General features: G+C 42.5%; 12 protein-coding genes. 8 read left to right on the forward strand and 4 right to left on the reverse strand.

Features of this window, described 5'->3' with window-relative positions:
* Window positions 1-34: 34 nt before the first annotated feature.
* Window positions 35-1,078 carry an NAD(P)H-dependent flavin oxidoreductase gene (locus CWI32_RS07130; protein ID WP_100534961.1) on the reverse strand — a complete coding sequence of 348 codons (1,044 nt, stop codon included), beginning with the start codon at window positions 1,076-1,078 and terminating at the stop codon, window positions 35-37.
* Between the two features lie 206 nt (window positions 1,079-1,284).
* On the opposite strand from CWI32_RS07130, the gene CWI32_RS07135 reads away from it, so the two are divergent.
* The 3 genes from CWI32_RS07135 (at window position 1,285) to CWI32_RS07145 (ending at window position 3,894) form a co-directional block, all read left to right on the forward strand.
* Window positions 1,285-2,544, forward strand: a complete 1,260-nt coding sequence (locus tag CWI32_RS07135) for a putative DNA modification/repair radical SAM protein (protein WP_100534962.1) — start codon at window positions 1,285-1,287, stop codon at window positions 2,542-2,544.
* Entirely contained in the window at window positions 2,544-3,323 is a 780-nt protein-coding gene (locus tag CWI32_RS07140; protein WP_074382888.1) for a TIGR03915 family putative DNA repair protein, read from the forward strand. The genes CWI32_RS07135 and CWI32_RS07140 overlap by 1 nt, the downstream gene beginning before the upstream one ends.
* Window positions 3,324-3,384: 61 nt before the next feature.
* Window positions 3,385-3,894 (forward strand): hypothetical protein, encoded by a 510-nt coding sequence (locus CWI32_RS07145; RefSeq protein WP_005096639.1) that lies wholly within the window; start codon window positions 3,385-3,387, stop codon window positions 3,892-3,894.
* 52 nt (window positions 3,895-3,946) lie between these two features.
* On the opposite strand, the gene CWI32_RS07150 is transcribed toward CWI32_RS07145, so the two are convergent.
* The 3 genes from CWI32_RS07150 to metK form a co-directional block, all read right to left on the reverse strand.
* Window positions 3,947-5,158: a YeeE/YedE family protein gene (locus CWI32_RS07150; protein ID WP_074382887.1), complete on the reverse strand. Its 1,212-nt coding sequence runs from the start codon at window positions 5,156-5,158 to the stop codon at window positions 3,947-3,949.
* Between the two features lie 347 nt (window positions 5,159-5,505).
* The gene (locus tag CWI32_RS07155) at window positions 5,506-5,850 is read right to left on the reverse strand and encodes a hypothetical protein (RefSeq protein ID WP_005096643.1); all 345 of its coding nucleotides are present in this window, start codon (window positions 5,848-5,850) and stop codon (window positions 5,506-5,508) included.
* A gap of 353 nt (window positions 5,851-6,203) precedes the next feature.
* Window positions 6,204-7,370, reverse strand: a complete 1,167-nt coding sequence (metK, locus tag CWI32_RS07160) for a methionine adenosyltransferase (RefSeq protein ID WP_005096646.1) — start codon at window positions 7,368-7,370, stop codon at window positions 6,204-6,206.
* Window positions 7,371-7,842: 472 nt separating this feature from the next.
* Here metK and CWI32_RS07165 point away from each other — a divergent pair, with 472 nt between their 5' ends.
* The 5 genes from CWI32_RS07165 to CWI32_RS07185 all read left to right on the forward strand — a co-directional run bounded on the left by CWI32_RS07165 (window position 7,843) and on the right by CWI32_RS07185 (window position 12,359).
* Window positions 7,843-8,226 (forward strand): pilin, encoded by a 384-nt coding sequence (locus tag CWI32_RS07165; protein ID WP_100534963.1) that lies wholly within the window; start codon window positions 7,843-7,845, stop codon window positions 8,224-8,226.
* A gap of 445 nt (window positions 8,227-8,671) precedes the next feature.
* Window positions 8,672-10,660 (forward strand): transketolase, encoded by a 1,989-nt coding sequence (gene tkt, locus CWI32_RS07170; protein WP_100534964.1) that lies wholly within the window; start codon window positions 8,672-8,674, stop codon window positions 10,658-10,660.
* Window positions 10,661-10,794: 134 nt separating this feature from the next.
* Window positions 10,795-11,010 carry a hypothetical protein gene (locus CWI32_RS07175; protein WP_005096650.1) on the forward strand — a complete coding sequence of 72 codons (216 nt, stop codon included), beginning with the start codon at window positions 10,795-10,797 and terminating at the stop codon, window positions 11,008-11,010.
* Between the two features lie 174 nt (window positions 11,011-11,184).
* The gene (locus CWI32_RS07180) at window positions 11,185-11,640 is read left to right on the forward strand and encodes a GNAT family N-acetyltransferase (protein WP_005171309.1); all 456 of its coding nucleotides are present in this window, start codon (window positions 11,185-11,187) and stop codon (window positions 11,638-11,640) included.
* Window positions 11,641-11,768: 128 nt separating this feature from the next.
* A complete protein-coding gene (locus tag CWI32_RS07185) occupies window positions 11,769-12,359 on the forward strand; it encodes a YceI family protein (protein WP_100534965.1) in 591 nt (196 codons plus the stop codon).
* The last annotated feature ends 38 nt before the right edge of the window (window positions 12,360-12,397 follow it).

Below are 12,397 nucleotides of genomic sequence, written 5' to 3' on the forward strand. Positions count from 1 at the left end.
CTCTAATTAGAGAGGTTTTTTATGCTGATAAATTTTAGAGATGTTTCATTTCCAGCACCAGCTGATTGATCAGATCAGACGCTTCCATTTCACGAATTTGTGCCACATTTGAGCCTGCCCAGAACGCGCCATAACCCTGATCGTCTTGTTTGGCTGCAGCAGCATGTAATTGCTTGGCCAGATCATAGGTATAAGGATAAGCCGGCACATCCAGACGATCGGGTGTGTCGACATCTATATGCCAGTGGTTGATGATTCCGCGAGCAGGGCGACCGGAAATACTGGCACTGACTTGAGTGAGTGGCTTGGAAAGCAGGGCTTTACGATAAGCCTCGTTGGCATTGGACGATTTGCACTGTACAAATGCAGTGCCAAGTTGCACGGCATCGGCACCGAAATCCAGCATTTGTCTTGCCTGTTGGCCGTCCATAATCCCGCCTGCCGCTACAATCGGCAGGGAACAATGCTGTTTGATCAGTTTCACCAGATTAGAGGTTTTGACCGAAGCATCGAATTTGGTACTGAAAATTCCACGATGACCGCCGGCTTCAATGCCTTGGGCAATAATAATATCAATTCCGGCAGCTTCGATGGCTTTGGCTTCGGCAAAATTGGTCGCAGAAACCATGGTTAAAATTCCTGCCTGTTTTAAGGCTTGAATCTGATGCGGATGCGGAATGCCAAAATGAAAACTGACCGCCCGTGGTTTGGTTTCCAGCACCAGATTCAGGAAGTCATCATTGTCTTTAAAGCTCGGATAAATACAGTTTAAATGCTCGGGTGGCTGCGCCCCATATTCAATAAATTTATTTTTAAACTGTGCGATCCATGCCTGCGCGACAGCTTCATCTAGGGGCACACTGTCATGACAGAAAAAATTCACCTGAAAAGGGCAGTCTGTCAATTCTTGAGTTTTTAAAATCTGTTGTCGTGCTGCCTCGATACTGCTGGCTCCCAAACCGAGTGAACCCAAGCCGCCTTGATTGGACACTTCAGCTGCAAGTTCAGCTGTAGAGACACCTGCCATCGGCGCCAAGAAAATAGGATGTTTAATTCCGAGATTTTCTAATAAAGACATAGATTTGCTCCTTGTTATGTTTTTACTTTGCCCTTGAGTTCAAAATTAAGCAAATCATATTGGTTATTTTATTTTGAAATACTTAAACTTTGCTTAGCTGTCATTTACATTTCTCACGACACGCTATGTCGCTAGCCAGACAGATCAACTATAGCGCTGCAATTGAAGACTTTATAATAACATTTTGGTCAAATCTTTCTGAGCTCATGTCTGATCGTATCCGTGAAAAACTGCAAATTTTAGCCGATGCTGCCAAGTATGATGTGTCCTGTTCATCCAGTGGAAGTAATCGTAAAAATAAAGACAAAGGGGTAGGAAATACCGGCAATGGTATTTGTCATAGCTATACCGAAGATGGCCGCTGCGTTTCCTTGCTGAAAATTCTATTTTCCAATGTCTGTATTTTTGATTGCTCTTATTGTGTTTCGCGCCGTTCCAATGACGTCAAGCGAGCAGCATTTACCGTGCAGGAAGTGGTGGATTTGACCATGAACTTTTACCGCCGTAATTATATTGAAGGTCTGTTTTTAAGCTCGGGCATTTTCAAATCGGCGGATCACACCATGGAGCGGATGCTACAGGTGGTGAAAAAACTGCGACTAGAAGAAAACTTTAATGGCTATATTCATTTGAAAACCATTCCGGGTGCATCTCAGGAAATCATTACCGAAGCCGGACTATACGTAGACCGCATGAGTATTAATCTGGAAATGCCGACTGAAGCCGGATTACAGAAATTTGCGCCTGAAAAAACCCATACCGAAGTACAAAAAGATTTGGGGATTGTGCGGGATCGACTGATCCAGCTCAAAGATGAACGCAAATTGATTAAATCGGTGCCAAAATTTGTACCTGCCGGACAAACCACACAGATGGTGGTAGGCGCACATAGCGAAACTGACCAAGACATTATTTTAATGGCCGATCGGCATTACAAGGAATTTAAGCTGAAACGGGTGTATTTTTCCGGCTATATTCCGATTAACCCTGAAGAAAAAGCCTTACCGGCTGTTGGTTCAGCGCCGCCTTTGTTAAGAGAAAACCGTCTATATCAATCCGACTGGTTAATGCGTTTTTATGAATTTTCTGCCGATGAAATTGTCGATGACCAGCATCCGAATCTGGATCTGGATATTGATCCCAAACTCAGCTGGGCCTTGCGACATCCTGAAGCTTTTCCAGTTGATATTAACCGTGCCGACTATAAAATAATTTTGCGTGTACCGGGTATTGGGGTACGTTCGGCCAAAAAAATTGTACAGGCACGCCGTTTTGGTCAGATTCATATCGATCAGCTAAAACGCATGGGTGTGGCATATAACCGCGCACAGCATTTTATCCGCTGTGCTGATACGCCAAAATTTAAGAAAGATCAGCAATCGCATCAGATCCGTCAGCAAATTTTACAGTCTGGCCAATCTAAATATCAGCAGCAGCTTTCACCACAGCTTGGACTGGCATTCTGATGGCCTGTTACTGTTTTGATGGCAGCATGACCGGCTTGCTCAGTTGTGTATTTCGGGCTTTTGAGTTTAAGGAACTGAATGCCCGCATCACTGCCAATCCACAAGCACAAAATGGCCTGTTTGATGAATTTATTTATGTTAGCTCTAATGATGAGCATGGACAGCGGGTCTGGCAGGGGCTCAAGCAAAAAGTCTCCTCCAGCAGCTTGCGTACTTTTTACTATACTTTTCTGTCGGAACAAGAAGCAGCGTTTCAGATTCTATTTGATTTCGCGGTTTATGTATTTAAAAACCAGCGACCTGTCGATAAAGATTATGGTCATCATGCGGTTATCGGTATGTCGCAATGGGCCAAGCAAGTCGGACGGGAAAAGCACCGTATGGAGGCTTTTGTACGCTTTAAAAAGGCCAAGGATGGACTATTCCTGAGTCTGGTTAAGCCAGACTTTAATGTTCTACCGATTATTTCCCGACATTTTCAGGAGCGCTATCAGGATCAATCCTGGCTGATTTATGATGAGCTGCGCAATTATGGGATTTATTATGATTTAGAGCAGGTACATCAGGTCGAGATGAATGCTGAAGCAATTGATTCACAAATCCAGATTGGGCACAGTCAGTCATTCAGTATCGAACTGGATGATGATGAATGGCTGTATGATCAGCTCTGGAAAGATTATTTTAATAGTGTGAATATTCAGACACGTAACAATATGAAACTGCATATTCAATATGTGCCGAAACGCTACTGGCGTTATATGAATGAGAAAACACTTTAAACAGTACATCTGGCATCTTTCAGGCATAATAAGCGTTTATATTTAGATTGAGTGCATAGATATGAAGGTATGGCTAACGTCATTGGCGCTGCTCATTGGATTAACCGCATGCTCGAAAGAGCCACAAAAACCGGTCGTCGATCCAGTCAAATATCAGGTTCAGACAGCGCAGGAATTGCAGCAACGTTTTGATGCACTCAATAGCCAATTGGCTCAGGATTTTCAGAAATTTAAAAAACTAGAAAGTATTGCTTTCTCACACCAGTTTCCTTTAGATGTGAACAATCTGCAAACTTTAAACCGTCATTTGGTCAGCAGTACGGCATTAAAACCAAGTAAAATTGCCTATTGCGATATGATGAATGCTTATTTTGCCGATATGTATCGTTTGGGGCATTATAATCTGGAACTGGTCGATGACATCCAATTGCCGAATGCTGCCAATGAAAATCTAAAAGACAATTTTTCGAATGCCGATCACTTCTATACTTTTATTCTGGATCGCTATACCACTTATCGTCAGGTTCAGCAGACCATGGGTTATGGTTGTAATTTAAAAGCCGCGCTTTAAATCTTAAAGATAAAAAAGCCCATCATTAAGATGGGCTTTTTAGTTTAAATAATTAACAACCTGTAATTTTTTCAGCTTGTGGTTTTTCTTCCGGGAAGAAAATTGGACGAAGTTTCACCCCAATACCATTACCGATAAAGGCAAACACCAGCCATAACCAGCCATGTAAACTGCCTGAAGCGATGCCACTGAAATACGCACCAATATTACAGCCATAAGCCAGGCGTGCACCATAGCCGAGCATGATGCCACCGACAACAGCAGCAATGAGCGAGCGTTTCGGAATGTTGAAATTCGGGGCAAATTTACCAGCCAGACTGGCTGCCAGCAAAGCACCGAGCATGATGCCAAAGTTCATCATCGAGGTAATATCAAACCACAACGACTCTGTAAGTGCTTTGGCATTGCCAGCTTTCTGCCAATAATCCCATGCAGTTACATCAACACCCACTAAAGTGGCGCCTTTTGCACCCCAAACTGCCAGGGCAGAAGTCACGCCCCAAGGACGACCTGCAAGTGCCAACGTCGCAAAGTTGAGCAGGGTCAGAATAATCCCGCCCCAAATCAGAGGCCATGGACCACGAATAAAGCGTTTCCAGCCTTGATGCTCACTGCTTGGTTCTACTTCCAGACGACCATGACGTTTCTTTTCGAAATAAACAGTCGCCGCAGCAATCAGTGCAAAAATAACAAAGCTCAGCAGCAATCCAGGCATCACCCCTAAACTCTGTACCAGAGAAATAGGTTCCAGATGCGGCAAAGCAAACCACCAGTCTAAGTGTGAGGTTGCAATCACAGAGCCGATACAGAAGAACAAGAGTGTTACCAGCATACGTGCACTACCACCACCCACGGTATACAGCGTACCCGATGCACAACCGCCACCGAGCTGCATGCCGATGCCGAAAATAAAGGCACCAATCATGACTGACATGGAAACAGGACTGACGTTACCTGTGACCGGGTTGCCAAACAATTCACCCGCACCTAAAGCGGGGAAGAATAACAATACTGCTAGAGCGAGCATAATCATTTGTGCACGAAGACCACGACCGCGACGTTCCTTGATAAAGACGCGCCAACTCGAGGTAAAACCAAATGAGGCATGGTACAGGGTCATGCCTAGCGCACCACCGATTAAAAATAACAGAGCCTGATTTAAGCCAACGATCTGATAGGCACCGATTGTACCGATTACAAGTAAAATAAAAGCCACCCAGACCGAAATATTCGACCGTTGGGAAGCAGCAGCAATGACTGACATGGGAGATTAAATTTTAAAAATAAAGGCTGGTATTCTACTGAATTTCAGCTTAAATGCAGCCCATTTTGGCCAATGAGTGAGTATTAAGTCATTCTTATAGTTGATAAGTTTTATCACTTTATCTGATTTTTGGGAGTGAATTATAAAAATAAATCTAATGGAACATCTCATTATTCTGTAATTCTCTACACTTAAGCAGCTTAAATAAATTGCAGATTTAATCGTATGGTTTTATGCCGATAGATCAGTATCGAGCATTTTTGAGTTTCTGGGTTTTCAAATGAAGTACATAAAAAAGCCTGCAAATTGAATCGCAGGCTTTTTAAGCATTAAACTGAGAGCTAAAATCAGTTTTCAGCTTTTTCTCGAACATTGCCAGCACCTTCTTCAACCGCAGCTGCAGTGGCCGCAGTGGCTTTTCGTGCTGCTTCAGCAGTAGCATCTGCTGCTCGAGACGTTGCAGCAGCAGCTTCGTCAGCTGCTTGAGCTGTATTTTCCGCTGCATTATCCAAGGCTCTTTCAGTGTCTACCGCAGCTTCACGGCTTGCATCTTGCATATCATGACCGGCTTGATCTGCTGCATTTTCTAAATGCTCACCTGTCGTTGCCCCGGTTTCAGGTGCTTTATCTTTGTTACAGCCGACCAAGGCAACAGTTGCCACTAAACCTAAAGCAATCATTAATTTATTCATCGAGTAATATCCCTTGTTGTTGTATAGCTGCCAACTAATTTAACAGTCATTTCTTAAAGTTTATGCTAGAAAATAGATCAAAATTTGTTGATTAACTGTAACTTTTTTCAATACTTATGCTGCTTTAACTCGCTCATAACTTATTTAATAAGTTGTTTTAAGTGTATTAGATGAGTCAGATCCAGAAACTAAGAAATTTCTAATTTAATAAGCATTCAAGGATGATGGAGGTGAACAGGGTATATTATTAATCTTGCGATTTAAGCTGTCAGTCGTATAAAAAAGATGATTTTAAGCAATAAAATCCCAGTCATAAAAAAAGCCCGCAGGGTGCGGGCTTTTTAAAGAGAAAATTAGAGACCAGCAGAGGCTTTAAGCGCTTCCACTTTGTCGGTTTTTTCCCAAGTAAAGGCCGTATCAGAGCCTTCACGGCCAAAATGACCATAAGCCGCAGTCTGCTTATACATTGGCTGAATCAGATCCAGCATGCGGGTAATGCCATATGGGCGTAGGTCAAAGTGCTCACGAACCAAGGCAATAATCAATTCTTCAGATACTTTTGCAGTATTAAAAGTGTTGATTGAAATTGAAGTAGGTTCAGCAACACCAATCGCATAAGACACCTGGATTTCACACTTGTCTGCAAGACCAGCCGCAACGATATTTTTTGCTACATAACGCCCTGCATAGGCAGCAGAACGGTCAACCTTAGATGGATCTTTGCCAGAGAAAGCACCACCGCCATGACGCGCCATACCACCGTAGGTATCTACGATAATTTTACGACCTGTCAAACCACAGTCACCGACAGGGCCGCCAATCACGAACATACCCGTTGGGTTGATGTGGAATTTGGTCTCTGCATGGAACATATCGGCAGGAATGATTTTCTTCACGATTTCTTCAATCACAGCTTCTTTAAGATTGGCTTGTGAAATTTCAGGATCGTGTTGAGTCGACAAAACCACAGCATCTAAACGAACAGGTTTGCCATTTTCATAAGCAAAGGTCACTTGGCTTTTCGCATCTGGGCGTAACCAAGGCAAAGTTCCATTACGACGAAGCTCTGCTTGTTTTTCCATTAAGCGATGTGCATAGGTAATTGGCGCAGGCATTAAAACGTCAGTTTCACGGCTGGCATAACCAAACATGAGACCTTGGTCGCCGGCACCTTGATCTTCAGGTTTCTGACGGTCTACACCCTGAGCAATTTCAGGTGACTGTTTGCCAATCATGTTGATTACGGCACAGGTCGAACCATCAAAACCCAGATCAGAATGGTGATAACCAATACCGTTCACGGTATGGCGTACTACCGCTTCAAAATCGATATTGGCCGTCGTTGTGATTTCACCGGCAAGTACAACCGCACCTGTTTTTACAAGCGTTTCACAAGCAACCCGTGCATAAGGGTCTTCTTTTAAGATTGCATCCAAAATAGCGTCACTGATTTGGTCAGCCATTTTATCTGGATGGCCTTCGCTTACAGATTCCGAAGTAAATACAGCGTACTCGCGCATAGTCCTATCACAGTTAATTTTAAAGACCCGATATGTTACATCGAGTTGCGCTCTAGGACTAGCTTAACACGACAAAATTGGTCGAAATTGTTTCAAATTATTGTGTTTTTAATTGATTAATAGAATTAAAAAAATTGATATGTCTATTTAGGCAGCATTATTGATTGAGGAATATGAAGCAACAATATTTTAATCCCTCAGGCTCTCAGAAAATTAAATGCTTAGATTTCCGATTAAATCTTAAAAAATAGACGATAGAAAAAATACAAAGCTCAAAATTCAAAATTTACTTAAGCAAGTGATCATTACATCAATAAAGCAGATTCAGACTGTGCGCCTTACGACCAACTGTCTTGTCGATGTTTAAGCGTGTCTTCATATTAGCGCTAAGTCTTCCACATTAGCTGGTTAGGAATGGCGATATCTTTTGCTATGGACTTCTTGGAGCAAGACTGTACGGAGATCAGAAATCATGTATCAAAAGGCATTTACCCTGATTGAAGTGCTGATCGTGCTCATCATCATCATGATTTTAATGACGATGGCTTTTATGAGTTATCACGCTTATGTCGTGCGTAATCAATTAGCAGAAGTGTTTGAACAGGCTGGAGCATACCGAACCCAGTTTATTGCTTCAGATCAGCACTGTGATGCCGGACGCGAGATTGGTGGGCATGGTCAGTATATCGAAAAAGTGATCATTAATGCCGCGTGCCGGATAGAGTTCAAGATACAAGAGCAGGGAGTCGATGCTGCGATTCGCGGGAAATCAGTCGCTTTTGATGTTCATAGTGGCAAATGTTATTCCACTGATATTCAGCAGCGCTATTTGCCTAAAGACTGTCAGGGACAATAAGTCTCGCGAAGTTGAGAATTAGCCTAAGCAAATTGGATTTCACCTGTATATCAAAAAATCCTGCCAATATTTTATAAAATTTAGTATAAATTACATCATGACTAGTTTAGTTAATTGTATAGATTTTCTTCATAAATACTGATGTGAGTCATATGAAAGAGAGAAAAAATCAGCATAAATTCAATCCTGTCTATCAGCTTAAATGCTAGATACAGAACATTATTTCAGCGGTGAGATTTAGAATAATTTAAGCTAAAAACCAGCAGAGAGAACCGAAGCCGAAGAAGAAATGTGGAATAATTGTACGATAAGGCCAGAGACACTCAATAAACTGATAAATATTGTTGGTTAGTCTTTACCCCTCGCTGTTTTTTTAAGACAATAGACAGCAGTTTTGAAAGTCTTTTCATCATTTCCTATTTCTGAATATTTTGGACTCTGATTTATGACAACCCCGCTTAATGAACGTCGTATTGCAAACGCAATTCGTGTATTGGCAATGGATGCTGTGCAAAAAGCAAACTCAGGACATCCAGGTGCTCCAATGGGGATGGCAGATATCGCTGATGTGGTTTGGCGTGAATTCATGAACCACAACCCGACCAACCCGAATTGGGCAAACCGTGACCGTTTTGTATTATCAAATGGCCATGGCTCTATGCTTCAATATGCGCTTCTTCATTTAACGGGCTACGATCTTTCGATTGAAGATCTTAAAGCATTCCGTCAACTTCATTCTAAAACACCTGGTCACCCGGAATTGGGTTATGCACCTGGGATTGAAACGACGACTGGTCCTCTAGGTCAAGGGATCGCCAATGCTGTTGGTTTTGCGCTGGCTGAAAAAACCTTAGCCGCACAATTTAATAAAGATGACCTTCAGGTTGTGGATCACTTTACTTACTGCTTCCTGGGCGATGGCTGCCTGATGGAAGGTATTTCACATGAAGTGTGTTCATTGGCAGGTACCTTAGGTCTTGGTAAGTTAATTGCCTATTATGACGACAATGGCATCTCGATTGATGGTGAAGTAGAAGGCTGGTTCTCTGACGATACCGAACAACGCTTCTTGGCTTACGGCTGGCAAGTACTTAAAGTAGATGGTCATGATAGCGAAGCACTTCGTGCTGCAACTTTAGCAGCTAAAGCTGAAACTGCTAAGCCAACCATCATTATTTGTAAAACAGTGATTGGTTTGGGTTCACCAAACAAGCAAGGTAAAGAAGACAGCCATGGTGCGCCACTCGGGCATGATGAAATTGTCTTGACGCGTGCAGCATTAGGCTGGACTGACGAAGCATTTGTTATTCCTGAAGATGTGTATGCAGCTTGGGATGCCAAAGACAAGGGCGCTAAAACTGAAGCAGCGTGGAATGAAACATTTGCTGCCTATGCTGCAAAATATCCGACTGAAGCGGCAGAGCTAAAACGCCGTATGTCAGGTGATTTGCCAGCGGACTTCGTTGCAAAAGCAGATGCTTATATCGCTGAAGTGAATGCTAAAGCTGAAACCATCGCGACACGTAAAGCAAGCCAAAATGCATTGCAAGCACTGGTTCCATTATTGCCAGAAGTTCTAGGCGGTTCTGCGGACTTGGCTGGTTCTAACCTGACGCTGTGGAAAGGTGCGCAAGGTGTACAAGACAATGCAGCGGGTAACTACGTACATTATGGCGTGCGTGAATTCGGTATGACTGCAATCGCCAATGGTGTTGCGCTGCATGGCGGTTTCATTCCTTATGTGGCTACATTCCTGATGTTTATGGAATATGCACGTAATGCAGTACGTATGTCTGCCTTGATGAAGCAACGTGTGATTCATGTGTACACACATGACTCTATTGGTCTAGGTGAAGATGGTCCTACGCATCAGCCAATCGAGCAAATTGCATCTTTACGTGGTACACCAAACCTGAATACCTGGCGTCCATGTGACACCGTTGAAGCTGCAATTTCTTGGAAGTCTGCATTGACTCGTTCTGAGGGTCCGACAGCGTTAATCTTCTCTCGTCAAAACTTAGCTTTCCAAACTCGTACTCAAACACAAATTGAGAACGCTGCGAAAGGTGGTTATGTATTGGCTGAAGAAAAAGGCGAATTAAAAGCGATTATTATTGCAACAGGTTCAGAGGTTGCTTTGGCAATGGAAGCTTATGCACAGCTTGAGGGCGTGCGTGTCGTGTCTATGCCATGTGCTGAAGAATTCATGAAGCAAGATGCAGCGTACCGTGAAGCGGTTCTTCCATCCAATATTCGTGCGCGTGTTGCGGTTGAAGCAGCGCATGTAGATTATTGGTGGAAATTCGTTGGTCTAGATGGTCGCGTGATTGGTATGAGTACTTATGGTGAATCTGCACCTGCAAAAGACTTGTTCCAGCACTTTGGTATTACCACTGAAGCCGTTGTTGCAGCAGTAAAAGAAATTACTGCTTAATCAGCCCCTTAAAAGTTTAAAATGGCGTCCCAGTTTTGGGGCGTCTTTTTGTTTTTGGTCTTTTTAGCTCTGTTTTCATGTGACAAGAGTTGAAGAGTTCTCTTGATAATTGAATGCAAAAAAGTGAGATGAACATGAGCTTGTACGAGCAAATTAGCGAAGAAATTACTCTGATGGATGCAGGCGAACAGAAATGGATCGGGCAGGATTTACCTCTTGAGGCCATGATGGCGGTTGAGTTAATGCTGCAAGAACTCGCGGAAGAAAAAGTCATCAAAGTCCGTCGTAAAAACCATGAAAAGACGACTGGCCTAAAACAGGTTGATCGTATTCTGGTTGAAAAACTGTAAAGCTAAAATACTAAAAAGTCCCTGATTGGGGCTTTTTTTATGCCAGATGATTTTTGTCTGGAAGTTGCTTATCAAAACCAGATGAGATAAAGATAAGTTTATAACCCGCTATAGAACTCAGCACCCTATCGAAACGGCTTATATTGATGAAATAGGCAAAAGAAGTTGGTAAACATGAAAATAAATTCCCAGATTCAGATCAAATCTTTAGAGCAAATATCACAGTACCAATGGCTGCCTTTATGGCAAGAATATCAGGCTTTTTATCATGCGAAGATCTGTGACGAGGTCAGTGAAAATACCTGGGCGAAATTACACAGTACTGAGCTAGATTCGATGTATGGCTTTGCCGCATTGCTTGATGAAAAAGTGGTGGGCATTGTACATGTGGTCGAGCATGACAGCAGTTGGACGCTACGACCTTATGCTTATTTGCAGGATTTATTTGTGCCTTCGCAGTATCGAGGTCAAGGTATCGCTTGCAAGTTGATTGAACAGGTTTATCAGGTGGCAGAACAGCGTAATTGTGACCGCGTTTACTGGCTTACGCATGAATCAAATCGTCAGGCACAAATGCTCTATGATAAAGTGGCCAAAAAGACCGGATTTATCCAGTACCGTATGGATTAATAATAGAAATTTAAAAAATAACTTACAAATTTATCGTTTCATCGCTGCAACAAAACGTTTTATCTTTAGAGCTGTAAATATTTCTGAATTCTATACACTGAATAACATCCAAAACGAGAGATAAAAACATGAATTTCAAAACATTAGCATTAGGCTTAGCGGTTTCATCTGTAGCAACATTTTCTATTGCAAAACCAGTAACCTATACAATTGACCCGACCCATACTGCAGCCGTATTTAGCTGGGATCATTTCGGTTTTTCTACGCCATCTGGTAATTTCTCTGATATTCAGGGCAAAATCGTGGTGGACAATGAGCAACCGGCAAAGTCAGCTGTGCATGTGACAATTCCAGTATCCAGTATTAATACCAACGTGACAGCTTTAGATGATCACTTAAAGAAAGCCGATTTCTTTGATGCAGCAAAATATCCAAACATCAGCTTTAAAAGTACCAAAGTAGAAACGCGGGACAAAAAGAACTTCAAAATTACTGGTGACTTAACTATTAAAGGCGTGACCAAACCTGTGGTATTGGATGCTGTTTTAAACAAACAGGCTGAACATCCAATGATGAAAGTTCCAGCAATTGGTTTCAATGCAACCACTTCATTTGACCGCTCTGCATTTGGTTTAGGGGCAAACGTACCGAGTGTGGGTGATAAAATTACTGTTCAGATTACCACTGAAGCCACTGTACCTGCGCCTACAAAGAAATAAGATTCTCTGTATGGATAGTATAAAAAAGCACCTGATTC

It is taken from the genome of Acinetobacter pseudolwoffii (assembly GCF_002803605.1).
Taxonomy (GTDB): domain Bacteria; phylum Pseudomonadota; class Gammaproteobacteria; order Pseudomonadales; family Moraxellaceae; genus Acinetobacter; species Acinetobacter pseudolwoffii.